24 protein-coding genes and 1 pseudogene are annotated in these 25,621 nt (G+C 55.8%); 16 read left to right on the top strand and 9 right to left on the bottom strand.

Features of this window, described 5'->3' with window-relative positions:
* Positions 1–57 precede the first annotated feature (57 nt).
* Together ACNO8S_RS19680 and ACNO8S_RS19685 are read left to right on the top strand one after the other, a co-directional pair.
* A complete protein-coding gene (locus tag ACNO8S_RS19680; RefSeq protein WP_420183040.1) occupies positions 58–1,992 on the top strand; it encodes an ABC transporter ATP-binding protein in 1,935 nt (644 codons plus the stop codon).
* 1,206 nt (positions 1,993–3,198) lie between these two features.
* Positions 3,199–3,834 carry a hypothetical protein gene (locus tag ACNO8S_RS19685; RefSeq protein WP_420183041.1) on the top strand — a complete coding sequence of 212 codons (636 nt, stop codon included), beginning with the start codon at positions 3,199–3,201 and terminating at the stop codon, positions 3,832–3,834.
* Positions 3,835–3,923: 89 nt separating this feature from the next.
* Here the strand turns inward: ACNO8S_RS19685 and ACNO8S_RS19690 are convergent, their stop codons facing one another.
* Both ACNO8S_RS19690 and ACNO8S_RS19695 read right to left on the bottom strand, forming a co-directional pair.
* Positions 3,924–4,325 carry a hypothetical protein gene (locus tag ACNO8S_RS19690; RefSeq protein WP_420183042.1) on the bottom strand — a complete coding sequence of 134 codons (402 nt, stop codon included), beginning with the start codon at positions 4,323–4,325 and terminating at the stop codon, positions 3,924–3,926.
* Complete coding sequence (locus tag ACNO8S_RS19695; protein WP_151104001.1) at positions 4,326–5,195, bottom strand: ParA family protein; 870 nt, start codon at positions 5,193–5,195, stop codon at positions 4,326–4,328.
* Positions 5,196–5,442: 247 nt separating this feature from the next.
* Between ACNO8S_RS19695 and xseA the strand changes: the two genes are divergently transcribed.
* On the top strand, positions 5,443–6,654 hold the full coding sequence (gene xseA, locus ACNO8S_RS19700) for an exodeoxyribonuclease VII large subunit (protein WP_151104000.1): 1,212 nt from the start codon (positions 5,443–5,445) through the stop codon (positions 6,652–6,654).
* Complete coding sequence (xseB, locus tag ACNO8S_RS19705) at positions 6,651–6,827, top strand: exodeoxyribonuclease VII small subunit (protein ID WP_014030824.1); 177 nt, start codon at positions 6,651–6,653, stop codon at positions 6,825–6,827. Before xseA ends, xseB begins: the two co-directional genes overlap by 4 nt.
* A gap of 86 nt (positions 6,828–6,913) precedes the next feature.
* On the opposite strand, the gene ACNO8S_RS19710 is transcribed toward xseB, so the two are convergent.
* On the bottom strand, positions 6,914–7,909 hold the full coding sequence (locus tag ACNO8S_RS19710) for an HNH endonuclease (RefSeq protein WP_420183043.1): 996 nt from the start codon (positions 7,907–7,909) through the stop codon (positions 6,914–6,916).
* Between the two features lie 868 nt (positions 7,910–8,777).
* Here ACNO8S_RS19710 and ACNO8S_RS19715 point away from each other — a divergent pair.
* Together ACNO8S_RS19715 and ACNO8S_RS19720 are read left to right on the top strand one after the other, a co-directional pair.
* Positions 8,778–9,536: a PQQ-binding-like beta-propeller repeat protein gene (locus ACNO8S_RS19715; protein WP_420183044.1), complete on the top strand. Its 759-nt coding sequence runs from the start codon at positions 8,778–8,780 to the stop codon at positions 9,534–9,536.
* A gap of 293 nt (positions 9,537–9,829) precedes the next feature.
* Positions 9,830–10,390 carry a hypothetical protein gene (locus ACNO8S_RS19720; protein ID WP_420183045.1) on the top strand — a complete coding sequence of 187 codons (561 nt, stop codon included), beginning with the start codon at positions 9,830–9,832 and terminating at the stop codon, positions 10,388–10,390.
* Between the two features lie 48 nt (positions 10,391–10,438).
* Here the strand turns inward: ACNO8S_RS19720 and ACNO8S_RS19725 are convergent, their stop codons facing one another.
* Positions 10,439–10,933, bottom strand: coding sequence for a hypothetical protein (locus ACNO8S_RS19725; protein WP_064287138.1), 495 nt, complete (start codon positions 10,931–10,933; stop codon positions 10,439–10,441).
* 371 nt (positions 10,934–11,304) lie between these two features.
* Between ACNO8S_RS19725 and ACNO8S_RS19730 the strand changes: the two genes are divergently transcribed.
* From ACNO8S_RS19730 to ACNO8S_RS19750, 5 genes are all read left to right on the top strand, one after another.
* On the top strand, positions 11,305–11,712 hold the full coding sequence (locus ACNO8S_RS19730; RefSeq protein ID WP_050036592.1) for a DUF7475 family protein: 408 nt from the start codon (positions 11,305–11,307) through the stop codon (positions 11,710–11,712).
* A gap of 334 nt (positions 11,713–12,046) precedes the next feature.
* Complete coding sequence (locus tag ACNO8S_RS19735) at positions 12,047–12,577, top strand: GNAT family N-acetyltransferase (RefSeq protein ID WP_129754840.1); 531 nt, start codon at positions 12,047–12,049, stop codon at positions 12,575–12,577.
* Positions 12,578–13,558: 981 nt separating this feature from the next.
* Positions 13,559–14,356, top strand: coding sequence for a hypothetical protein (locus tag ACNO8S_RS19740; RefSeq protein WP_023842926.1), 798 nt, complete (start codon positions 13,559–13,561; stop codon positions 14,354–14,356).
* An 88-nt stretch (positions 14,357–14,444) separates the two neighbouring features.
* On the top strand, positions 14,445–14,897 hold the full coding sequence (locus ACNO8S_RS19745) for an ArsR/SmtB family transcription factor (RefSeq protein WP_420183046.1): 453 nt from the start codon (positions 14,445–14,447) through the stop codon (positions 14,895–14,897).
* A gap of 62 nt (positions 14,898–14,959) precedes the next feature.
* The gene (locus ACNO8S_RS19750; RefSeq protein ID WP_420183047.1) at positions 14,960–15,787 is read left to right on the top strand and encodes a hypothetical protein; all 828 of its coding nucleotides are present in this window, start codon (positions 14,960–14,962) and stop codon (positions 15,785–15,787) included.
* Between the two features lie 115 nt (positions 15,788–15,902).
* On the opposite strand, the gene ACNO8S_RS19755 is transcribed toward ACNO8S_RS19750, so the two are convergent.
* On the bottom strand, positions 15,903–16,190 hold the full coding sequence (locus ACNO8S_RS19755; protein ID WP_008308543.1) for an amphi-Trp domain-containing protein: 288 nt from the start codon (positions 16,188–16,190) through the stop codon (positions 15,903–15,905).
* 187 nt (positions 16,191–16,377) lie between these two features.
* On the opposite strand from ACNO8S_RS19755, the gene ACNO8S_RS19760 reads away from it, so the two are divergent.
* Positions 16,378–17,232, top strand: a complete 855-nt coding sequence (locus ACNO8S_RS19760) for a coenzyme F420-0:L-glutamate ligase (protein WP_225308212.1) — start codon at positions 16,378–16,380, stop codon at positions 17,230–17,232.
* A gap of 86 nt (positions 17,233–17,318) precedes the next feature.
* Here the strand turns inward: ACNO8S_RS19760 and ACNO8S_RS19765 are convergent, their stop codons facing one another.
* Positions 17,319–18,398: a CNNM domain-containing protein gene (locus ACNO8S_RS19765; RefSeq protein ID WP_050007337.1), complete on the bottom strand. Its 1,080-nt coding sequence runs from the start codon at positions 18,396–18,398 to the stop codon at positions 17,319–17,321.
* Positions 18,399–18,727: 329 nt separating this feature from the next.
* Here ACNO8S_RS19765 and ACNO8S_RS19770 point away from each other — a divergent pair, with 329 nt between their 5' ends.
* Both ACNO8S_RS19770 and ACNO8S_RS19775 read left to right on the top strand, forming a co-directional pair.
* Positions 18,728–18,991, top strand: coding sequence for a hypothetical protein (locus tag ACNO8S_RS19770; RefSeq protein WP_014030810.1), 264 nt, complete (start codon positions 18,728–18,730; stop codon positions 18,989–18,991).
* 172 nt (positions 18,992–19,163) lie between these two features.
* Positions 19,164–19,844, top strand: a complete 681-nt coding sequence (locus ACNO8S_RS19775; RefSeq protein WP_420183048.1) for an IS6 family transposase — start codon at positions 19,164–19,166, stop codon at positions 19,842–19,844.
* A 105-nt stretch (positions 19,845–19,949) separates the two neighbouring features.
* On the opposite strand, the gene ACNO8S_RS19780 is transcribed toward ACNO8S_RS19775, so the two are convergent.
* Both ACNO8S_RS19780 and ACNO8S_RS19785 read right to left on the bottom strand, forming a co-directional pair.
* Positions 19,950–21,152: a Fic family protein gene (locus tag ACNO8S_RS19780; protein ID WP_420183049.1), complete on the bottom strand. Its 1,203-nt coding sequence runs from the start codon at positions 21,150–21,152 to the stop codon at positions 19,950–19,952.
* 139 nt (positions 21,153–21,291) lie between these two features.
* A pseudogene (locus ACNO8S_RS19785) lies at positions 21,292–21,480 on the bottom strand (hypothetical protein).
* Positions 21,481–21,599: 119 nt separating this feature from the next.
* Here ACNO8S_RS19785 and ACNO8S_RS19790 point away from each other — a divergent pair.
* Positions 21,600–23,276, top strand: coding sequence for a transposase (locus tag ACNO8S_RS19790; RefSeq protein ID WP_151148362.1), 1,677 nt, complete (start codon positions 21,600–21,602; stop codon positions 23,274–23,276).
* Positions 23,277–23,631: 355 nt separating this feature from the next.
* Positions 23,632–24,654, top strand: a complete 1,023-nt coding sequence (locus ACNO8S_RS19795; RefSeq protein ID WP_420183050.1) for a tyrosine-type recombinase/integrase — start codon at positions 23,632–23,634, stop codon at positions 24,652–24,654.
* A gap of 92 nt (positions 24,655–24,746) precedes the next feature.
* On the opposite strand, the gene ACNO8S_RS19800 is transcribed toward ACNO8S_RS19795, so the two are convergent.
* Complete coding sequence (locus ACNO8S_RS19800; protein ID WP_420183051.1) at positions 24,747–25,592, bottom strand: hypothetical protein; 846 nt, start codon at positions 25,590–25,592, stop codon at positions 24,747–24,749.
* Positions 25,593–25,621 lie beyond the last annotated feature (29 nt).

Raw genomic sequence — 25,621 nt, forward strand, 5'->3', positions numbered from 1 at the left:
ACGCATTGACCAGACTTGCGAGAATCAAGAGTTCAATAGCAGCAGCGTTTTGAACACATGACAGAGGAGAACACAGGCGGGGACGGGTCCACTATCGACGAACTCGGACGGGACATCGAACAGCCTCTCCGTAGTCTGTTCGTTCGATATGGACGGACGAAGCAGCGACGGTTAGCACTCGGATTGTTCGCCAGTGTCGTCTCACGCGGAGCAGGGCTCGTCACGCCGATAGTTCTGGGAACAACCATCGACGCCGTCTTTAACAATGAGGGAGCGTATACACTTCCTCTCGTCCCCAGTGCCTGGTTGCCATCGGACGCAACGAGTCAGTTTTGGCTCTCAGCCTTGCTTGTTGGCGGGTCACTCGTACTGGTCGCTTTGACGGCATGGCTCCGAGACTATATGATGAATGATTTCGCCCACGGTGTTATGTACGATATTCGAGCGGACAGCTACAGGAAGTTCCAAGAGTTAGACACGGTGTTTCAGGAGGAGGTAGACACTGGGGAGGTCATGTCCATCCTGAACAACGACACGACCAATTTGGAACGGTTCTTCGACAACGGACTTCAAGACATGGTACGGATCGGTGTCATGGTGGTCGGAGTTACGGGAATTCTTCTTCATCTCAACTACCAGCTCGCAGTGATTACACTGCTCGCACTCCCGCTTTTCATAGGTTTCACATGGTGGTTCACCCAGGCGGTCGAGCCACGATACGCCGGCTGGCGGTCGTCAGTCGGGCATCTAAACACTCGTTTGCAGAACGCGATCAGCGGCAGCCTGCTCGTCAAAACAGCGCCAGCAAAGGGATACGAGGCTAACCGCATCGATAACGCGGCGAAAGATCTGTACGACGATGCGATCAGTGCAATCAGATTGAGTGTTGTTTACCGGCCTGGCATGCGGTTTTTAACCGGATTGATACTCTTCGCAACGTTCGTCGTCGGAGGAACTTGGGTGTTCACCGGGCCACCAGGTCCGTTAACGGGTGATCTCACTGTCGGTACATTCGTCGTATTTATGTTACTCACCCAACGGCTCACCGACCCACTCGCGAAGCTTTCCGATGTCGTCGACCGGTACGAGAACGCGAAAGCCTCTGGAAAGCGGATCTGTGGACTCCTACGAGCACCCACGTACGTAACCGAAAATCCCGACGCAGCGGTGCTCGACAGCATCGATGGTCACGTCGAGTTCGATACAGTGTCATTCGCTTACGGGACAAATAATCCTGAGTCGAGCGCTGACGAACCTGTACTTGCTGACATCTCGTTCACGCTGAATCCGGGCGAAACCGTTGCACTCGTCGGCCCGACTGGTGCAGGAAAGTCGACGATAGCAAAGCTCCTCTTACGATTATACGATGTGACGAGCGGAGAGATACGAGCGGACGGGCACGATATTCGGGAGGTGACGCTAGGGAGCTTGCGCGAGTCCATCGGATACGTCAACCAAGAGCCATTCCTATTCGATGGCACGGTAGCGGAAAACATTCGATACGGGCAGTCACAGGCGAGTGACGAAGCCGTCCGACAGGCAGCACGAGCGGCACAGGCACACGAGTTCGTCGAGAATCTCCGAGACGGGTACGGGACAGAAGTCGGGGAACGCGGTGTGAAGCTCTCTGGGGGACAACGCCAGCGAATCGCGCTTGCCAGAGTATTCCTTCAGAATCCGGATGTCGTCGTTCTTGACGAGGCGACGGCAAGTGTTGACACGGAAACGGAACTGCTGATCAATCGGAGTCTGACTGAACTTGCGGAGGAACGCTCCACGATAGCAATCGCGCATCGTCTCTCAACGGTCTGTGATGCAGATCGGATACTGGTCATCGAAGACGGACAGATAGTCGAGCGCGGCACTCACAAGTATTTGCTGGAGGAAGACGGGTTGTACGCGATGCTGTGGAGAATTCAGACTGGAGAGATGGACGAACTCCCCGAGCGTTTAGAGCGTCATGTTGCGAACGACTCTGTCGTAACTAGGTAACCTACCTACCCAAAACGTCGTGTTTAGTCAAGGGTCAGGTAATTACTCTGGTGATCCGGGTCCGAGATCCTGCTTGGCGATGGGGAGAAATCGAACATCCCGCGGTCGTTGCAATAAGCTTTGGTGGAACTGTCGGCTCACAGGGGCGTTTTTAGCGACAGTGTCTGTTGGAGAAACCGCTAGAAAGAACCCTAGAACCGATTAAATCACCGTATCTTACAGGTGTACGCTTGTTATATCATGATGGTGGTGTTTATACTTGTAAATCCAGGCTATAGTATGCGGGAATATTGTATATCATTACATAGCACCGGTGCAGCGTTTGGGTCTATTACACTATCGGCCACTGCTTCTCATCCATTACTAGTGCCCGAAAACACCCCGTTTGCGTGCTTTAGCTGTCCCAACCCGGAAGACAAATAGTCCAACCGCTAGGTAGGCAACCGCCTGCCCGACCAATACCCCAAGGTCGCATACCGGAAGTTCCCACACGCGGAGTTCGCGCTTCCGTTCATCGGTCAAATAGTCATCACACACGACTTTGGCACTCGCGCTACCCTGCTCGTCAGCGATATCTTGGACATGTTCCAGTAGATCCTGCGTGGTTCGCGAATACGCGTCGTACCAGAATCGCCGGCCCATGTGCGGCTTCCGTGCGACGCCGTCGATCTCTTCTGGAACTCCGGCCGTATCGGTGAGGTCGTGGATCCAGTCCCCGATTGTTGTTCCGTTGACGTGTCCGATTTTTGAGCGCTCCGAAGGGGACAGATAGCCGTCGATGCGATGTGTACTGGACTTATGTCTCTACGGTGGTTGGTAAATATCTATTTAAAGTACATATCGCTATATAGATTCGCGTAATCTGGAATTTGAGACCGCACCGGGTTTAGCGGGGCTACAATGCGTGGATTCAGCCGGTTCAGTGAACAGGAATTGACTTAGATTGCTCTCCAAGCGCCCGATCTTGTTGCACTGCCACTCATTTTCGCGAATGTCGGAGACTTCCGACAGCGTTGCCACTCAGACGCCGCGCTATTACGGGTGGAGAACCTCACTATCCGATTCCTATCTCCTTTTTCAGCAGCGTCAGCGTATTAGCCGTCACCATGGGAGAGTGTTCGTATACACCGGTCAATTCGACCTGCACGAGTCGCTGTATTAGTCATACAGACAAGACATTTATCTCCTTCTCCAGATACCCTACTCATGAATTATCGATTGGTCCATTCAATCTTTGCCCTCATAGTTGCAGCTTCACTCATCGGTGCTCCAATTACAATGTTGGACTGGAGCCAGGAGGCAGATTTCACTACTGAGCCTATCGAGGAATCCGACATCAATGAAAACAGTCGGGTACTCCAGTATGATAATCTCTCAAACTCCGCGCAAGACCCTGTTCGACGAGCTATCGAATCCCCCGACGGCCACTACACGATTTACGGGCAAGAAGACTTTCCGGACCGATTCTTCTACAGTGACACCATTAATCCCGGCAAAGGTCAGTATGTGATTGCCTATGAGGGGCAGTACTATCGGCTCTTTACGATGTCGGGTGGCGGATTCTTCTTCGTGTACTTGTTCTACCAACTGCCGTTCATCATCTATGGGGTTCTCCTCGCCGGAGTTGCGTTCCTGCCGTCAAAGGGTTTGACTGGACCTCGAACTGAGGCACTCATTACTGTCCCCGGAATCGCGTTCCACCTCCTCGGTCCCGAATTTGACTTTCCTTTGCTTGCCCCAATACAATTCGTTAAACTTGGAGTCCTCGCCGTTATTGTCGTCCTGATAGGACTTCTGTGGGCATACCTGAGGGAGAGGAACGGAGAGCAGTGTATGCGGTAGCCGCAATGAATCGCGATCGGTAGGTCATCCACTCGGTCTGCGACCCATTGCTTTGTGCGAGCAACGTATTCGATAGTGTCTGGTCTCGTTCACTTGAGATGCTCGTAGCCCCAACTCTCCAGTATTGAAGCCACAGTGTCGGGATTCTCTGCCGCCAGTTCGACGAACGCCTCGCGCAGATCCGTCACCGAGACATCCTTTGAGCGCATGCCGAGTTCATCGGCCACGTCGGCCCTCACTTGGTCCTCTAATTCGGCGTATTCGTCACGGAGGAACGCGACGTGTTCGTTATCGCGGTCTTCTTTGACCGTCTGTCGGCGAATGACGTACGGGATTTCGTCTGTACTCATGCTGTCGGTGCTATCGCTTTCGGATTCGGACGGAGATTCGGCTGTCGTTTCAGGTGCTGGGTCCGGCGCTGGGTCGTCTTGCTCGTCGGTCGTCTCCTCGGCGAACGGGTCCTCTCCGGGGCCTTCTTTCATGCCCGCCATTTACGCCACCTCCTCGATAGCGCCGGGTTCCGGTGGGTTCGGGGCTTCGATCCCGGCTTGCGCTTCGAGGTAGCGAGCCAATCGGTCGTACTGTGCCAGCGTTTCGACCTCGTAGTCACGTCGACGGTCGCGATGGTCTCGGACATACGTGAACGCCGAGCACTGCTGTGCCCACGACCCTTCCATTAGCGAGGTACGGTCGCCGAAGATTTCTGGTGTCGAGTACGGGATCTCGCTAAGGACGCGCTTCTGGTCGTTCGTCCCTTTCACGCCGACCGGGACGGCCGCAAGGACGCCTACATCGATTTCAAGCGTGTCTTCAAGCCCGGAAACGAGCTGTTCCAACCCCTCAACAGCGGCTTGACCCTTGGCGCTCGGTTCGACTGGGATAACCAACGACCGTGTGGCGTTGATAGCGTTGTGTAGGTGTGGGCCTTCCGTCGCCGGCGGGTCACAAATCAGCACATCGTACTCGTCACGAACGCCAGCATCGGCGAGCGTGCTGAGTAACGCGGCGTGAATATTGAACGCATCCCCGACAGCGGCGGCCTGGTCCTGTTCGCGGCGGAGCCAGTCCCCGAGATCGGCGAGTTGGTTGTGTTCAGGGATGACATCGACGCCGTGTTCAGCGGTGACGATGAGATCCTCAAAGTCACCTTTGGGCCGGTTGATCATATGCCGGGCGAGATGATCGATGTTCTTCGAGCGGTCCTTGTCGACGCCAAACAGCCGCGAGAGATTGCCTTCTTGCGGATCTAGTGGGACGACCAGTGGTTTGAGACCGGCGCGGGCGTGTGCGACGGCGAGGTTCGCGGCGGTCGTCGTCTTGCCGACGCCGCCGGCCTCGCTGTAAGTGCTGTATGAGAGCATAGCTGGTTGTTATAGCCTTCAGTTGAAATAACCTATTGATTGATTTTCCTGATTCAAGCAACTTGTTCAACTAACCGATTCAATCAACTGGTTCAATCAATTGGTTCAATCATCCAGTTCAAGAGGCAACACAAATCGACAAAATGCGGTCAGGGCACACCGCTGGCTGGCCGCGTCTGGTCATCCGGTTCGCTGTCACAAGATAGTACCATGGCTTAAGTACACAACCGCACTACAGAGGAGTCGAATGGGTTCGGAGCCGGAGCCGACGCACACGTCGCTGGAGACACTGCAGGAAGCACTCCAAACGGAGCGAATCACCTACGTCGATACGCTGAACGAGGATATCGGCGCAGTCGTCGAGAGCGCAGACAAGCTCGCCTTCGATTACGTCGTCGGTGATGTCTCCGACTATGGTGTGTCCTCAAGCGACCACGTCCACCTCGATCTGGTCCACGAGGGTTCGACGATCCACTGCGTGCTCTTTGAGTACAAACGATCGACAATCGACACCACAATCGAGGATGGGATGCAGGTAGCTGTCAAAGGCTCGCTGTCGTACTACGAAGACGGGGGCAACGTCTCCGTCATCGTCGAAGACATCGTGGCGGTCGGTGAGGGCACGTACCAGCAGATCTACGAGCAAAACAGGGAACTGCTGGACTCGGATGGATTGCTCGATCCGGAGCACAAGCAAGCCCTGCCGGACTTTCCAGAACGGATCGGAATCGCCACCAGTGCGACAAGCGATGCCCGGATGGATGCGATCACCAGCGTCCACGAGCGGTATCCCGACGTGGATATCGTCATCCAGAACACGAGCGTTCAGGGCGACGATGCGATGATGTCGATCATGGGTGCGATCAGCGAACTCGATGACGACCCGCTGATCGACGTTATCGTGCTTACTCGCGGTGGTGGGTCCGACAAGCACCTCCGGGTGTTCAACGAAACGCCGCTCTGCCGTGTTATCCACAAAACCGAGACGCCAATCGTAGTTGGGGTCGGCCACGAGAACGACCGAACACTGGCCGACGAAGTGGCCGACAGACGGGTGATGACGCCGACCGAGGTAGGCAACATCGTTCCGGAGCGGACAACCCTCGACGCGGAGCTGGACACACTCGAAGAGCGTCTCAACACGGCCTACACAGCGACCGTCGAGACGACGCTGGAGACGATGGATGACCGACTCACCCACGCCTACAGACGGACCGCCGAATCGGACCTGTCCTCGTTCGAAGGCGAACTCGACCGCGCATACGACACGCACGTTCGCGATGCACTGACCGATCTTGAGAACCGGCTAGAGCAAGCACGAACCCAGTACGATCAGGAGCGGAAACGGAAACAGGAGGCCACAGCCTATCGCCGCCAGCGTCGACGGCTGCTGCTCGTCCTGCTCGCTCTGGGCCTGCTTGTTGTGGCTCTGCTCCTGTACATCCTGCTTCCACTATGAAAGACGAGACAATCGCCGACAAGACCGACCGGCTCGAACAGATTATCGACCAGCTCGAAAACGGAGACGTCTCGCTGGAACGGGCGAACGAACTCCATGCCGAGGGAACGAAACTGATCGCCGAACTCGAATCCGAACTAGCTGTTGGGGACGGCGAGGTTATCGACCGCTGAAGCCCGGTTGAATCCGTTTTGTGCTGTGGTATCCTCCCCCGCGAAAGCGTTCGAGAAGTACACGTCAGGCACAGTCTTCGCTCCGATTAATTCGTCACCCAATCGAGAGAGTCATTGTGCTGCCGGAGATACGTTGGTGCGACGTTGCCGTCCAGCTGGGGGACTGACTCACCAGCTCGGTCGACGATTGTCTGTTTCAGCAGGTCGCTGTCGGTCTCGAAGTCGGGATTGACGTGCAGCCGATAGTTGCGGTCGATAGTGAATAGTTCGCGGTCGAAAGCTGCGTGGTGAATCTTGCTGAGTGGGAGGACATTGGTGGGATCCGCCCGGTGCTGTGGGTAGTCGCTCCAGGGCAGGACATGAGCGACATCCAACAGCCCGCGGTGGTCAACGCCGGATATCGGGCAGGTCTTATCATACTGGACGAGGACTGTCTCCCGGAACTCCGGATCAACTGCACGGGCCTGAACCGTCGTTTCGTAGGTCGTTACCGTCGGAGTATCTGTGGTAGGTGCATCGGCCTGTGGGGTAGACCCAGCCCACTGCTCGACGGCGGTCTCAACGAACTGGCGGCCCTCATCTGTGAGGGCATACTGCTGGCCGTCCTTGTGGACGAGTCCGAGGCTTCGGAGCCAGTTTGCCCGCTGTTTGGCCATGTCCGTGTTGGCCGGATCCCAGCCCAAGCTTGTATGCGTCTTGAGTTGCTGGTGCCCGATTTCTTCGATTGTCATCGGAGCGGGCACAAGTGAGTACAGCAGGCTCCGGAGGCCGACGTTCCGGCGACACATGATTTCAAGGAGCGTTTCGGTCGTTTGCTCGGCGATGTAGGTGGTCCCCTCCGGGCCGAGTCGCCAGTGGTGGCCGTCGCGTTCGATAAAGCCGACATCTTCGAGATAGTCGATCCGGCGCTGTATCGAGTCCCGGCTCGAAACTCGTTCGAAGTGTCCCCGGTGCCAGCCGATGAGTTCATCGGGAGTGGGCTGTTGGTCGTCGACGTACTCGAGGATTGCATTGAGTGTCTTGACGTAGTTCGTTGCGCCGCCGAACATCGGGACGATACTCCGGAGCCGGTCAGGTGGCATCTCTGGCTGGTATTTTGGAGGTCAGTACATGGTCTTTGGGACTACGCGGTCGGGTCAGTAGTCAATAGCTGGACCGAAATTGAGTGCACTCCGAGTCTTCAGCGTAGTATTTTTGATAACTGTACTGGAGGGTAGACTCAGCTATAGGCTCGAAAGCGGTTGCAGTACACCCAGACAATCATGGGACTGCTGTGGGTAAACTGCCCTACACCGGGTTCACATCCAGAACAAAACCCTGTATCCAGAGTACTGTGGAAACTACCTGGGGTGGTCAGTCACCGTTTGGATCGACGCCTGGTATTCGAACAGATTTGGGTTACGAAAAGAGCGCTTCTCATCGAAACTCAGCCGCTTGTGAACCCGGCGAAAAGACCGACAGCGATAATTTTGCTTGTGATAAACCAGCGAGTAGATGCCCTCCTCACGACGTCGATTTCTGGGATTAGCCGCCTTGGGAATTACCGGTTCAGCTGACTTCACGTCTCTCGATACGCAGAAACGTATTGGTAGTCAGTCACCCTCCGACTGGCCGATGGGCCGGTACGATCCTCCCGGAACCGGGCACAATCCCGAAGTATCAGGTCCAAAAGACGATGTAGCGGTTGCGTGGACACACCAGGCCCCGGATTGGTTTCGGGGGAGTACCCAACCGATCCGCCGTGGGAAGACGCTATACGTCGGTGGCAACGGACTCCTTGCGCTCGATACCGAGACTGGGAAGCGGCGGTTCAGCTTCCAGGGGCCGTATCACTCAACTCCAGCGATTGCCCCAGCCTCGATCTATCAGACGAAGACACTCGGTATAACCGGGTCAGATGGGGTTTACGGGCTTAACGCCAATGGCGGACGGGAACTTCCCTTCATAGATATGAGCGTCGGCGGCGAGCGATGGACAGGACCGCAATCGCCGACGCCCGGTTTCTTCGGGCCGGCCGAGTCAACAACGCCGGTCACTGCGAACGGGACGATATACACGGCACTACCTGGGACGAACTCAATCGTAGCACTGAATCCGAACAGTGGGGAAATTCTGTGGCAACAAACCCATCACAAAGACGAGGCAGTCAGTGGGACGTACAACAGACCCGCGGTGGACGACGGCCTCGTGTTTGTCACCGCGTGGCCACAAGAGGCCACTGCGTATCGTGCTGATACTGGTGAGCAACACTGGCACCGTGAACTCGAAGAGATGACAGTTCTGCCGCCAGTGGCGACAGACGAGGGCGTCGTCATTCAGACGCGTGAGTCAGTTCAGTTGCGAACCAGATCCGACGGCGCACTCCTGTGGGAACGCAACCTCGACGGGAATGTGACCGACAGCACGCCAGCGGTAGCCAACGGGACGATATTCGTTGCCGATGAGCGGGAGGAACTGCATGCGCTTTCGCTGGCAACCGGCGAGACACGGTGGACAGTTCCGTTCGACGGAAAAACGACGCCGGTTGTCGCTGACGGTCGCGTCTACGCTGTGGACTCACTCTGGGCACTGGAAGCGTTCGACGTCGCCACGGGTGAGAAACAGTTCGAGTACCATCCTTCGGAAGTACCCCTCTCGCCACCGATGGTCGGGGATGGTATGCTGTATCTGGCGAATCGTGGCCGAGTTCTCGCACTGGAGGAAGCATAGTGCCCCGAAAAGAGGGGGCTGGAAGCGAAAGGGTGTCTTCACCTGGACACCCATCCCCGACGCCTCGACTGTCTACTCTGGGCGTTCTCAAGTCCGCGCTCGGGCGCATTCGTCGCGACCCTGTGCTCGCTGTCCCATTCGCCGTCGTTGGTGTGCTGGTTGCACTCGTTGACTGGCTTCGCCAGCACGATTCAATTCCAATGGCACCAACCGACGCGCTCAGTCAATCGGTCAGTGTCAACTACGCAGTGTTCCCGCAAGGGACTGCACGAACGGCCCGACACGTTGGTGCGTTGGTCGACCTCGAAACACGGTATCTCCTCTGGGCTGTGGGGCTCGAAGCCCTCGTTCCACTCGCAGTCGGGATCGCCGGTTGGGTGACGATTACACGAGTCCTCGATACCCACTCAGGTCCCCGTGCGTTGAGCAGGTATCTTATCGCGCTGGCTGCGGTCGTCTCCATCCCGCAGCTGTTGGGCGGTTTCTCGGTGGATATCACTGGTTTCCTGTTCGGACTGCTGCTGTTGGCGGTTGCTCTGTTCGTTCTGACCCGTCTGTTCCTGCTTCCGGCGTTGCTAGTCACCGGACGTGGCTTTGTGACGGCACTCAGGCAGAGCTATCATCGATCACAAGGTCAGGGCATGACCATCGGCGGCCTCATCATCGTCATTGGTCTCGCCTACTGGGGTCTCGCGACCGTGCCGGTCGCCGGCGGGTTTCTGAGTACTGCGGTAGTGGCACCGATCCACTCTGTGGCGATCGGAACCGTCTTTTCGACCGGCTCTCGTGGGACAGCGGCGATCCCGGCCAACCATGTCGAATCGAGGGATGCACGCTCTGGCGAGAGGCGGTAATACGTTTGTGAGCGGTCTCGCTGTTGTGGATCGTCACTAGCGCCTCACTCAGGCACAGGTTGCGCTACCACTGGTTCCAGCTTCCTCGAAGGTCAAACTGTGTTCCTGACCAGTTCTGGGACACGTCCGTATTCTAGTGTAGACGTGCGTCCCGTTATCGGCGACTTTCTCGCCGAGGTACACTGTCACGTCCCCACGCGTCCACCCATCAATCGTGGTCGTCACCGTCTCGCCGGGAGCGACGGTGATCTGTTGCGTGGGGACCCCATCATCAGCGAGTGTGACGTTTCGATCCCCATCCGGCCAGATCAACTGCGAGAGCGTCTTGAGCCTGTGTTCGCCATCTCTGGTCGTGACCTCGAAATTCAGGTACATCGCCTGCTCTCTGCTTTCGACAGTGTACGCTGACAGTTGATACGCTGTCGTGTCGTTGTTTTCCACAGTCAGTGTAGGTTTGAAGGGTCCAGAGACGGTATCATACTGGACATAACCAATCACAAGCGCCGATCCGAGGAGGAGCGCGATTGTTCGACGGGAGACCATCCGTAGGATCGTGTTCCAACAGGAAACAGAATATCATTCCGATTGTCTCATCCGAGTGTCACGGCCAGAGTTGATAAATCGAGATCGAATCAGTGATTCAGGTTGAGATTGCTGATGAGGGGCCAGAAGACTCATGCAGAAAACGGGACGTATTACCGCTGAGGAAGATACGGTCGTCGGACACAGTACTGGTAGTTGATTGTGCTGATGTACTGGCCTGTCTCCGCATTCGATGGGACAGTCGAACGGACAGATAACTTCCTACACCCAGTGCTGAACCAGGAACGCAGCCGATCATATCCGTTCTGCCTGCTCCCGTAATGTCGAAAAACTCACATGGATTTAATACACTTCAGTGACAATTACTCAGTATGGTTGCTCAATCGACACAGCGACAAGACTCGTTTTTTACACTCCCATCGCATCCAGTAGGGTACCTCGCAATCGTAGCTACGCTTACCACTGCTGGCATCCACTTACTGCTCGGTCCACAGGTCATGGGATTCAGTCAGACATTGGGGGCGCTGTTTATTCTGAATGGGCTTGGATTTCTTGGCGGGGTCCTCCTGTACAGTAGCCGGTACTGGCGACCCGAGCTGTACCTTGTCGCTGCGGGATACGCCATTGTCACCATTCTCGCACTGTTTGTGTTCCAGGGGTTCAGCTTTGACGCGTTCTATATGCAGGGGAACCTGAATCCGCTGGCCGTCGCAGCGAAGGTAGCTGAGGCCATCCTCGCCCTCTGTGCCATCTACTTGTACAGAACATCGGCTCCGTGAGAAGGCCATATTGACCGTCCATAGAAGAGGGACGCGTCAACGAGACACTGTTTTTCAAGGCAATCAAAGGATTTGTCAGTTAGTCCTAAATGATGGACCGGTTCAAGTCTGGGGTGACGTTCGTGGTCCTCGACCGAGTCATACTGTTGTCTCACCGATTCGGGGAGAGAGCACGCAGCAAATGAGCAGAACATCCATCAGCAGGTGCAGAGACAGGTGCCCCTTCTATTGGCTCTGGCGTTGGATGCGCTCCGTCAATCAGCTTTCTTGCTCTCAAAGTCATCGTCACCCCGAGAGTAACAACAAATAAGTGGCGCGACTGGTCCGGACAGGTATGGAGATCGTGGAACTCTCAGCAAACGAGCCTGCTGTCCGGCGCTTTATCGAGGAACTCTGGCTACCGTACTACCGCGAACTCGAAGGGACTGTCGATACGTTCTCACTCGCCGACGACGTCGACCTCGTCGCGGAGGAACTCCCGTTCCGCGTCGATCGACTCGATTCGGAGGAGTATCGAACGTGGATCGCCGTCGATGGATTCACCGACGAGACTCCACTCGCCGATGCTGACGGTGAGCTTGCCGGGTATATCGCGGCCGAAGTCGACGAAGCGCCGAGTGTCTTCGACCGCCCCGACCGACTGTTCATCTGTGACATCTACGTTGGCGAACCGTATCGTGGAACCGGACTGGCTGAGGACCTGTTCGACCGTCTCAGAGACTGGGCACGCGAAGCCGGATGTGAGGAGTTCAGTCTCGATCCGCACGTAGACAACGAGCGAGCCATCGCCTTCTACGAAAAGCTCGGATTCGAAAGGACGCAGTCTCACATGGTGGCTAGCGTCGACGACTGTGAGGAGAGATAGGAACTGATATTTGCCCGTTCGTTTGGAGGGAAATGGTGGGCTGCAATGGGCACCTTGCGTAGCGCCCACCACTTTGCTATGTCAGAGGCACGGCTGGGTTCTGGACCCGGGAAACCCAGTCAGACGACCAGCAGTCAGGGGAGCTCGAAGCGGGGACCAGAACCCACTCGGTTGTGACAGACGCCACATAAATAGCCTTTGTGGAACCACGGTAGCAAATACCACGCATCAACCCATTCACAATAGTGGCCAGCTCTACCACCCTACCGATGTTTCCAGTGGCGTACGCACTTGGACGTACACACTACCCCGTGGCTCCGCTGTGTACACCAGCAGAATGGTGGATAGGGGTGGGAGAAGCGGTCTGCAACGCACCATCCGAAGTCGTCTACTTCGACGACGGGCTCTACCCTGAAACAATCGATGGGATGGGTGAGTCCAATGGAATTGGACAGGGCACGGAACCCACTTGCTCCTGATACGAGTGGCCACGAAAACGCTTGTGTCACCCCCACGCTGTCTGTCGATTTTCCGATTACACAACTCACTCAACGATAAACTTCAATGAGACACGCTTGCACGACTCCGACGGTCCAAGCAGCAAAGGCTTGGGGAGATGATGTGCAGCTGGGGGGAGCGGCGTGCTACACACCATTGGAAGCCGTCATCTACGACAACGGGTTCTGGATCCGGGCCGATCGGTGAATCGGATACGATTCAGGGGGGAAGTGGAGTGGGGACCAGAACCCAACTATTCAGTACGTGCTTGGTATCAAAAATACTTGTGATTCAGAGTTACAGTCTATCCATCCGACAACTGCAGAGGCTCCACCGTCCCGCCACCAGAAGGTGGCTCGATGACTACCCCACCGAGCGTTGGCGAGATCGGTACTCGTCGCCTGTACTACCGTTCAAAATGCTCAAATCTGATTTTGATACTACGCTCGACCTAATACCCGACGACAGTAATTCGTGAACACAATGGTGACAGTCTCCGCATTCAAAGACGGATCCGCTGCCCTCCGAGAAAACCCGATCCTGTTCGTTGCCGGGCTCCTCATCGGGGCCGTAAGTCAACTCCAGTACGTGGATCATCTGATCGAATCACCACTACTGTCAGCGGGTGTCTCTCTCGTATGGCTCATTGTGTTCCCGTTCGTTCTCGGTGGCTTCATCGGCACCGCACAGACCGCAATCGAAGGAGTAGACGCGTCGTTCACCCAGTTTTTCATTGAAGGGCGAACACATTATTTCCCACTTCTCCTCGCAACTGTGTTGTTCATACTTATCGTGTTCGGGACCGCTGTCGGACTCGGATTTATCGGGTTCATCCTCGGTATCGGATCGATGGCACTCGCCCCAATTAACGAGATGGCTGCCTTCGTCGCCGGCGTCGGATCTATACTCATCTGGCTGCTGTCCATCCTCGTTGTCATTATGTTCGTGCAGTTCTACGACACTGCGATTGTCATCGAGAACGAGAGTGTTACTGATGCGTTCCGAAAAAGTGTTGCACTCGTCCGCTCAAATCTCAGAAGCGTCGTTGGATTCTCGCTGGCGTGGAGTGTCCTGCTGAACGCCTTCTTCATCCCCGAATATCTCGTCCGGTTGACGCTGACGGACGCTGGACCGGCTGACGTATTACCGATTGAGATAGGGATTCCGATGACCGTCTTGCTCCCTCTCGGGATCGCTCTGTCTTCAGTCGGCTTCGCGTACTTTTATACGGTCTACACGGCCTATTACTTGCGATTGACTGCTGTCCCGGAATCAACATAAACACCGACCAACAATTACAACCGATAGTTTCGAACAGCAACCAGCCGGGTCAGATCCCGTGCTCCAGCCACAGCAGCTACTCACACACATGGCACGACTTCTTCCAACACAAACTGACGCCGCCGTCGAACGAAGTGATAACCCCGCTATCTTGAGTCTCGATGACGACACGACACGGGAGGTAATCGAAGCGTTGTCCTCCGAGACTGCGTACGAGATTTTCCAACTGCTCAACGAAACGCCAGCGACACCGGCACGGATCGCTGAGCAACTCGGCCAGAGTCTGCAGAACGTTCACTATCATTTGGAGAATCTCGAATCGGCTGGCGTAATCGAAGTGACTGACACCTGCTATTCGGAGAAAGGCCGTGAGATGAGTGTATACGTCGTATCAGAGGACCCGACACTCCTCTTCCTCGGCACTGAGGACGACCGCCCGAGTCTCAAACGTGCGTTCAAATCGTTCGCTTCGCTGCTTGGTCCCCCCTCGGTTTTACTCGCTATCGGCGAATCCGTCTCACAGTTCCTCACTGCCGAATGAGCGAACACACCGACCCCCCAGTCCGAAGCGCTTCTACCAGTGACGACACAAGCGAGTGTGACGTGGCACCAACGATCAAGTCACGGGAAGATATCGATGGCTGTGGTTGTCTCGAATGCCGAAACATCGAGACGACGACCACCAATCGGACCGCCCTTGATGCATTGGTCTGGTCCGTTCGCCTGTTTCGCTCCTACCCCTCGATCATCGCCTTCGCGGGTGTGACTATCTTGGCCAACCGACTTCTCGAGACGGACATCATCAACGGGCTCCCGATGCCTGTAATCGGCGTATTCGATGCTCTGACGGCGTTTGTGTTCATAATATTGATTCGAGCTTATGTGGGAACAATTGTCGCCGGAGAACTGACTGATAACTCTGTAACGATACGCGAAGGAGTCCATCGGAGTATCACCCGGACACCGGCGTTGATTGGCGTAACACTGCTTATCGTTTTTTCTGTAATGACGGTTCCGTTCTTTCTGTTTCTGCCACTACTCCTCCTTGCTGGCGCTATTCCGGGAAACCCCGCAGATATAGTTGGCTTTCCCGTCGTTGCGGCGGTGGGTGGGCTCGTTTTTGCCGTGCCGTTTCTCGGCTTGCTGTTCAAGTTTTGGTTCGCACCGGAGGCCTGCGTTATCGGCCAATATGGCCCTCTCAAATCACTTCGGATTAGCTGGCAGATTACGACGAACTACCGTCGGAAGTTCGTGCTCATCGCAGTGATCGCTATCGGGAGTGTAAGCAACCTCTATCTACCCGAGATAGGGACGGGCGTCGCTTCGGTGACGCCTGTTTTGCGTGTGTTCTCTACAAGCGTTGGAGACCTACTTTCAATCGTGTGGGCGAGCGCGTACGCCCACCTCTACATCCAAGAGATTGTATCGTAAACGCAGTCCCCCAGACAGAAACAGGAGGAAGAGTTAAAGAGACCGGACAGCACAGCGACTTCATTTGTTTTAGATAGGTTCCGCTGAATCGACTTCCCAGCGTGTGTTGGCGTGATTACTCGATTTCTAACTGACCACTTCCGCCGCCCTCCTCGCCATCATTTTCGTCCCATTCGAGTTCGAACTCGACACTTAGCTCCGTCATATTGTCTGCCGGCCCTTCACGTTCGGCTTTGACCTCGAAGGTCGGTCGGGCAGGGGGATCCAGCGTTACGGACTCGGAGCCTGCTTTCAGGTTGATAGCGTTTCCGCTGTCGAGATTATCCGCGACTTTCCGGAGGTACGATGCGATCTCTTCTCGGCTCTGATCACTTTCTGACTTGAACAGGACTTCTTCGGGCATACAGGAATCGATACACAGCCTGCACCAATAAAGCCGCCTGCCGTGTGGGTGCGACGTGATTACGTTCCGTCGACTGCCCGATACCGCCGGTACACTGAGTGGGACACGTTTCGAAGAACGTCTCGTCTATTCCCAGCGATATGCAATCGTCTCAGCGTTGAAGTGTGCTGTTTCCGATCTTCAACTGATGACGGAACTAACGTTCCACGGACTTAATATCGGGCAAGTCGAACCGAACGACGACCTCGTCGACCGGATCGTCGAGACAGCGGCTGCAGAGTATCCCCTGACAGACGGTGACATCGTCGTCGTCACCGCGAAGGTCGTCTCGTTCGCCGAGAACCGACTCGTTGAAGCCGACGAGGTCGAAGTCACTGACCGCGACCACCGGGTGGCAGACATCACCGGCATCGATCCGCGAGAAGTGGCCGTCATCTACGACGAAAGCGAGGTCATCGGTGCGATCCCGATCGCAGAGGTCGGCGAAGACGTGCTGTTGGAACATGCCGTAGACCCCGAAGCGGCACAGGAGGCACTTGCTGAGGTCCCAGCGATGCTCGTGACCGAGCGGAACGGTCGACTCTGTACGAACGCGGGTGTCGATTGGTCAAACAGTCCGGACGGGATGATGACGCTACTACCTGAAGATCCAGACGAGAGTGCCCGTCGCCTCCGCGAGGGAATCGAGGCACAGACTGGCGCAGATGTGGCTGTCGTCTTGGCCGACTCGGAAATTGCCGGCCCGGGTTCGATGGATCTGGCGATCGGGTGCTCAGGGATCGAGGCGATCGATAACAACTTCGGACAGACGGACCTGTATGGAGAGCCGAAGGTCGGCGGTGTCGACCTCGTCGCAGACGAACTCACCGCCGGGTCGGCGTTGCTGTTCGGACAGGCGGACGAACAGATCCCCGTTACGGTCGTCCGGGGACTGGAGTACGAAGACGGAGAGGGCGTGCCGAATTCGGGCGGTGTCGTCCGCCGCGGACTCCGCAAGAGCGTCCAGCTAACGGCTCGCCTGAAGGCCCGCGAGTGGTTCTGATAACGACGTTATAATCTAGAGTCGGGATACTGGAGAGGTCATCGAACTCTCGGTACACATTGACGATGATGTGCCTGTGCTGACAGTCACTCGGCCGCGCGATCCATCGGGTCTTCGAGTTCACCGGTGATTGCCTCGAAGGCGTCTGTCGCGGTGAGGAGACCAACGACATCGTCGTCTGCAACCACGAGGGCGAGTTCCTGACTTTCGTCCTGACACCGGTCGATGAAGTCACTGATAGTCGTCTCAGCAGCGACAGTTAGCGGCGAGGTTGCCAGTTCTTCGAGTGTGGTCGTCCCCGAATCCAGCGCTTCGTAGTTGTGCAGCACCGTCGGCGCGTAGACAACACCCACGAACGAGTCCAGTGAGCCTTCGATCAACGGAAAGCGGACGTATGGCATTCCGTCGATCCGGTCCATGTTCGTCTCGAAGTCGTCAGTCGTCGAGAGCGCGACGATGTCACTGCGGTCAACCATGATCTCACTGACCGTCGTCGCGCCGATGTCGAGAGCGTTGATAACTTCAGTCCGTCGCTCTTCAGGGATATCGAGTCGGCTGAGCGACTCGCCCATTTCGCTACGCAGTTCGGCCCGAGTAGTTGCGAGATCGCTTTCGGCCTCCGATTCGGTCCACGAACGGGAGATCTCAACGCCGAAGAGGCCCAGCAACGTTTTCGCCACCCAGTCCGCCGAGATGATTACCGGATACATGAGCTTTGTCCAGGCGTACAGCGGGCCCGAACCGTACCTGGCGACGAACTTGGCACGCTCGATCCCCAGATACGTCGGTGCCTGCTCGCCGACAATAACGTGCATGAGATTGACAACGACCAACGCGAGGAGGACAGACAGTGTCGTGTGTCCGCCGCCGGTGACGCCAACTGCACCCAGTAGCGGTCCCAGGACTGCTGTGACGGCCGGTTCAGCGACCACTCCCAGGCCGACACTGCAGATGGTGATCCCCACCTGACAGCCTGTGAGAAATATCTCCAACCGCTTGGTCATGTTCCAGGCGCGTTCAAGTCCACGTCCATTACCGAGAAACTCCGCCTCCTCGAACTGCCTGACGCGGGTCATCGCGAACTCGGTCGTGACGAAAAAGCTGTTTCCCAGAAGGAGGGCGACACCACCGAACAGACGGAGCCACGTTACCAGCGAGATAGCCATCAAATCCTGGTTTCTCCGGGCATTATCTAAATCTATTGTTGACACGCCGGAGTCGGACGCTCTATGTAGATTTAGGACCTCACAAAGCCGGTTAGTTGAGACGTCTGCTTGCTGCGAATGTGCCTAGCAAACAGCAGCAAGCAGACAGTGAAATTCACGAGTACCAACTCCTTAACTTCCTCGACAACCGGCTTGACGAGGAAGTTTCTCTCGGTCTTGCGAACGTTTCTATGACACGCTGGTGTCTTAACCAATAGCGACCGCAATACTTCCCGACTGTTGGTTAACGCTACTTTTGTGTCTCCCCGGTCGGGTGAGGGATTTCCTTCATGGACCCGACTGAAACAGTTCCAGACTACGAGCGCTTCGAGCGCGAACAGATCGCACAGGACCGCGACCGGCAGCGTCCCGATACTGTCGAGATCGACGAGCCACGAGGCTGTGAGGTGGTCACCAGTCTACTCAATGAGGGTGTGGTTGAGCCAATTCCTGAACAAAACGTCTTTCAGCACGTTCCATCCGGGCAGTGTTTTGACTCCGACATGGCGCTGGTGTACTTTCATAAGGGCTGGGAGGCTGCCACCGAGGAGTAGCGGATTTGCGTCTGTTAGACTCTTAAGTCAATAGAATGAGCTACCAGACTATCTATTTGCGTTAACTACTCTCGGAAAGAATTAATTGTCACAAATACACATATGGTACACGTAAAGGCACTGTCTAGTTGAGCGAGTTTGAGAAGCGAGGAGGTCTTAGTGAGTTTTGTCCATGAAGCTCGCAGACCTCCTCAGAGAAACGTTAGACGAGGACAGTCAAGACGTTTGGGAGAACGAGCGCACCCCGACACCAGTCCGGCGGTTTGGGGTGCGTCTCCACACGGCGGGGCTGTCGATCAGGGAGACAGTCGCAATTTTAGACTTGCTGGGTGTCGATCGCTCTCACGGAGCGGTCTGGAACTGGGTTCACACGCTATCGGAAGCACAGAGCGACCCGCCGACGGCGGAGCCGTCGCGGGTCGCGGTCGACGAGAAACAAATCGAGGTTGACGGCGAAAAGAAGTGGCTGTACGCCGCCGTCGACGTTGATTCGAAGCTGTTGCTAGAGGTCGACGTGTTCAGCCGCCGCGGGACCGACCCCGCGGCGGCGTTCCTGCACCGACTCACTCAGAAACACGATGTCGCCGATACAGAGTTTCTCGCCGATGCTGGCGGCTATCTGACTGCCCTCTCACGCCACGATTTGAGCGGTCGGCTCAACTACCGAAGCCGGAACCACATCGAAAAGTGGTTCCAGACTGTGACCATGCGAATGGACCGCTTTCATTTCTTCTGGAGGGGCAGTCAATCCAGCGCGAAACAGTGGCTACGACGCTTCAGACACCACTACAACCACGAACGACCCAACCAAGCACTTGACGGACGAACGCCAACTGAGGTCATCCAAAACTAGACAGTGCCTAGAACTTGAGATCCCGAAAACGTGACTTCCCCCTCTCCCCAGTAGTTGAGATTGGCCATCTCAATGCATATGGCTCGTCTCTTGTTAGGCTATGATCTAGAGCTGGTCGATTGGCTTGTTAATAATCTCGAAGACTTCGCTTGCACGGTAGAACCGATTACGCTCTTTTCCAGTGAGTTCTTCGAGTATCCCGTCATCTTCGAGTTGTCCAATCAGTCGGTTGGCTGTGCTGTATTCGACATCCAACCAGTCGGCTGCTGTGTTCACGTCCAAGTACGGATCTTCGAAGAGTCGCATGACCAGTTCGAGGATATTCTCAGACCGCTCGCTCTGGTAGCGCTGTTGATAGTCCTCTCGGAGGTCGACCAGTAGGTTCGCTCGCTGGTGAGCTTCATCTGCCTGTGACTGCACACCACGTAGAAAGAACAGCAACCATTCTTCCCACTCACCCCGCTGACTGACTGCCAGTAGGTGATCGACGTAGTCCGAACGTCGTGCATTGAAATACGAACTCAGGTAGAGATACGGCTCGGGCAAAAGACCGTCACGTTGTAGGAGGAGACTGATCAATAGCCGCCCGAGTCGTCCGTTCCCATCGAGAAACGGATGAATCGTCTCGAATTGGTAGTGAATCAATCCGATTCGGAGGAGTGGATGTAAATTCGTCTCTTGGTTCGCATACTCGAGCAAGTCTTCGAGAAGGTCAGGGATTTCGTTCGGTGGTGGCGGCACGTACCTGGCGTCTTGGATGTATGGCGTACTGCCGATGAAATTCTGGGTTGTACGAAGTTCACCTGGGTCAGCCTCATCCCCACGGACATCCGAAAGCAACCGGTTGTGCATTTCGCACAGCAATTCGACGGTAATTGGATCGCCAGCTGTGATCGCATCCAATCCGTGCGTCAGGGCGTGTAGATAGTTCACGACTTCCTGGGTGCCCTGCTGTCTGTCTTCGTCGATAAGAGCTTCCTGTCCGGCCTCATAGGCGTAGATATCCGAGAGGGTAGCATGTGTTCCTTCGATTTGCGAGGATTCCAGGGCTTCTTTTCGAATGAACGGTTCGATCAGGATCTCTCTTGAGCCAACACGTGGGCCGATACCGTGGAGTCGTCCAAGTGCCTGTGTCGCCTCGGCCAGCGGTGTAATGAGCTGTTCAGTGTCAGTTGAGGGGGGAAGCGGGTCAGGCCGGAACGCCGAATACGTCCCTTTCGGCGTTGTCGTGGGAATGATTTCGCCAGGGGCCGTCTCGTCGAAGTCATCTCGCTCCATCAGTGGTATTTCTACAGATATGCTGGCCACTATTGGTATTTACGGGACCAAATCAAAATAGTATGGCTGTTGATTGCACCGTCACCACTACTCGGGATTTCTGGAGACAGATTTGATATACAGCTTTCGCCCCCTATCTTGCAGGTGAAACAACTGCTCAGTAAGGTGCTTAGTTATCAACAGATGACTCCGGCTCGGAGGTGGTTCTCTCACGTACTGCTTGGGTCTTTCCCCTGTTATAGAGTCAGAATAGGACGAGTAGCGTCAGAGGGAACAATACAATAGCGATGATGGCAAGAGGCGGGAAGAGGAGGAATAGAGCAAATGTTTTCCACGAAACGAGGGTGTCACGGGGCATAACTGAACTTCCGGTCAAGGCAATATCTGTCTTGTGGACTTCAAAAAAGTGAGTTTACGTACCTTCCCTGTACTGAGCAGTAAGCGGATTCTTGAGCCTGCCGTGGCCAGCATCTCGTAGTGGTTGCGAGTTGCGACTCTCAACGCAGTGTCTTTCGACGAATCGCACAGCAGTCATACGCTGAGTGGCCAGCATATGATTCGACTTCACTCTACGACCGGAGTTCTCTCGCCGGCCTGAAAGAAGACATCTGGACCGTTGCGTCCACATGGTTCGACCACCAGGCTCACCACTCCGTCGACGAGTTCGTATCTCACTACCCAGTAGCGTACGTCGAGTTTGGGCCACATGTCCGGTATTCTGGAGCTATTCAGTACGAGATGGCTCAACTGTTCCGATTATTTCTACTCAAAGAACTTCACGGCTGGGCCCACGAGACGGCACTCCTCACGTACCTCACTCACCATCCTGAACTCCATGAACAACTAGACATAGAGACGGTCCCAGACCAGTCGACGCTATGGCGAAGCTGGCACGAACGATTCACTACAGAGCTTCGCGAGACAATTGAGGCAGCTGCGCGGACAATTCTAATCAAAGCTCAGAACGCGGGCGTTGCTGTTCCGCGCGAGCCAGAACGTAGCTTTCCATCGCACGATGACGAAGCGAACAAATCAGACCCAGACGATCAAACCGTTCTTGACGAAGCAGCATCGATTACGGACCACATCAGCCACGTCGTTTTCCCAGCATTCTCACTGAATCGTGGTGATGGCTGTGAAATCCACGAGAACGCGTACTGGGACTTACAAACGTATCTCGGACTTCGGGAACGGTTGGCTGCTAACGAGGGGGCTCGCAGTTTTGTTCACGAGTCGACCCGTGACCGGACACCGCTGGGTCACGCCCATCGCGAGCACATTCGTGATCTCTCGATTGAACAGATTCGGGAGATGTACCGACGAGCCGTAAATCGATTACTCGATGAAGTTGCAGAGACAGAGGAGTTCTTTCGAGCTGGGATTGTTGCTATCGATATTACGGAAGCCGACCCGTTCACAGGCGACAGAACCGGGCACGAAGACGAGATTATTGGGACCAAGGAGAAGACCGATGAGTACGCCTATCAGTGGGCTACGGTCCAGTTAGTCGGCAATGCCGTCCCAATCGTGTTAGACGCACGTCCGGTTCGGAAAGGCGAGACTCGCAAGGAGATTGTCGAGGACCTGCTCAACTCTGCCGAGGAGTTGGTTCACATCGATAACGTATTGATGGATCGTGAGTTCGATAGCCAGCATATTCTAGAGATGCTCAGCCAACGTGGGCTCTCCTACGTCGTCCCGAAGCGGATGCAGACCAGTGAGAAAGCCCAGGCCAAGCGATTGCTCCAGCGGGGTCAAGACCGATACGAGACTGATCGGAAACTCCATCTTGGGAAGAACGAGTGGCACGAGACGACGCTGATCTACCGTCGGCAAGAAGACTCTGAGCACGACGATCACCGGCAATACTCGGTATTCATGACAAACACCAGCAGCGCCTATCTTACCGAGTATGGGTATCGCTGGGAGATTGAAAGCGGTTATAAATCGATCAAGCGCTTCATGGCCGCCACGACATCGAAGGATTTTGGCCTCCGATTCTTCTACTTCGCATTCGCGTGTCTGTTGTACTCGATTTGGCGAGCAGTCGATTTACTGGTACAGGTCGAATTGACTGGTGAATACGAGCATTCGCCGATCGTAACAGCCGACAATACGCTGACGCTGTTGAAGAAGGAAACGGGAATCGGATAGTGAGGGGCTCTCTCCGTGTTAGCGCCGCGTCTGAGTGGCAACGCTGTCGGAAGTCGTCTAAATTCGCGAAAATGAGTGGCAGTGCAACAAGATCAGGTGTTTGGAGAGCAGTCTGTGCCAGTTCCCGATCACTGAACCAGCCGAAACCACGCATCATAGCCCCGCTAAACCCCCTGTAGTCTCAACTTCCAGACTGAGGCAAATTGATATAGCTACATATACTTTATCAGGAACAGAATACCCAAATATTCGCGCACAGAGTGCCTGAGACGGCGATATTCTGGTTTGTGAATTAGGTTTGTATTAATGTAATAAGCACCACCAGTTTTACCCGGACCGCCGCTGTACGGGAAGCATGGATCGTCTTCCGCCTGCATACGACGCTACTCCCAGGGGTGACGCCCTCGAAACAGCCATCGAGAAACGACTGGTCGATATCGACTCCGGGCGCTACCGAACGAACGTCGCGAGCGTGCTGCGGAAGTTCGCAGCTTGGTCCCGGGACCAGCACGGTATCTCCGGTCCCGAGGATATCGACGACGACCTTTGTCGGCAGTACGCTCGTGACCTCGCTCGAGCTGATGACCGAGACAATATCTCGCCAGAGACCGCCCGACGCTACTTCGCCTACGTCCGCTCGTTTCTCACATGGGCCGTCTACGAGGGCCTGATCCCGACGAACCCAGCCAAGACCAACCACGCCGAAGGCCCACTTCCCACCGACGAGACTGAAACAGACCAGCAGTACTGGACGACACGCGACCGCGATGCTATCTGCGCTACTGCGACCGCCCGCGTCGACGACGCCGGCGAAAGCGACGACGTCGACCGCACGGCGGCCTATCGCGACCAGGCACTCGTCTTCCTACTCGCCTACTCAGGAGCCCGTAGTGCAGAACTGGTCGCTGTTTCTGATGACGAAGAGCGGAACGGCCTGCGGTGGCGGCACGTCGATTTAGAGGGAGGCACAATGCAGGTGTTCGGCAAGAACCGCACCCGAGAATCTGCGCCGATCCTTGACGACGCGCTTCGCCCGCTCCGGCGCTGGAAGCAACTCCGAGAGCCCGACGAGAATGAAGCTGTCTTCCCCAGACTCGACAACGCGGCAAAAGCACTTGACCCGACGCCGTCGATCACAACCCAGTCGGCTCGGGATATCCTCGCCAAACTCTGTGAGTGGTCCGACTACGAGTTCGAGGAGCCACTGAAGCCACACGGTGCCCGCCGTGGGCTCGGACGAGAAATCTATCGCGAGAACCCACAGCTGGCGCAGGATGTGCTACGCCACAAGTCCATCGAGACGACCCACGAAGGCTACGCACAGGAGGCCGCAAAACGCACGCGTGACGAAGCGAACGATATCATCGGCGGTGAGTAGGTTGCCGACAGCTCTTCACAAGGAAGCGACAGACGACCTCCAATTGGGCCGGTCAGCGAGGTGAGAATGTTTCGTGTGTCTTGGAATCGCTTCTACAAGCGACGATAGATGATGATCCCACCGAGAACAGCGACGATCATGCTCCCGGCAATAAGCAGATTCGTGGGTGAGCCGCCAGACGGCTCGACAGTGTCTGTGGTCCCGGTCTGAGACGGTGTGATTGCTGGCCCACCACTGCTGGTCTGGGTTGAGGTTGATTGCTTGGTGTCTGTCTCGGTCGAGCGCTCAGTTTCCGTGGCCGTTGTTGGGTTGTCGCTGGGCGTTGGTTCCGTTACTGTCGGTGTGTTCGTCGCTGTTACTGTGTCACCAGAGTCACTGCCGCTGGAGTCGCTACCATCATCGTCATCACCGCCATCATTATCACCGTCATCATTACTACCGCCGGAACTCGACGAGTCTTCCTCGGTAGGCGTTTCTGTTGGTGTCTCTGTTGCAGTCGGAGTCGGTGTTGGTGTCTCCGTTGTGTTCTCTCCGGACTCGACTGTCAGTGTTCCATCGCGGGCGCTGGTGACATTGTATGCGGTCCCAGATTCGTCACCGACGGCTGCAACGGTCAGACCCACATCGCTCGTCCCGACAGCCTTGCCGGTGAGCGTGACAGAGACAACAGATGTCGAGCCACTGTCGGCGGTATCCATTCCAGTCGCCGCAATGCGGACGCCGTTCGCCTCCTCGGCAGACTGGACTGTTTCTGGCTTTCCAGCAACAGACGTGTTCGAGACTGTTGCAACCGAATCGTTGGTGCTTGCGATATCGAGATCCAGTGAACCCACCCCGCCTGTGGTCGACGTGACTACGATATCAACAGTGGTTGTGTTTCCAACCGTAACAGTGTCAGTCGAAGGCTGGATCACGACGCTGGTCGTTCCCGCCCCCATCGCGATCCCCGCCCAGAGGGATACTGCTA

The organism is Haloarcula sp. KBTZ06, assembly GCF_048595605.1.
Classification (GTDB): Archaea; Halobacteriota; Halobacteria; order Halobacteriales; family Haloarculaceae; genus Haloarcula; species Haloarcula hispanica.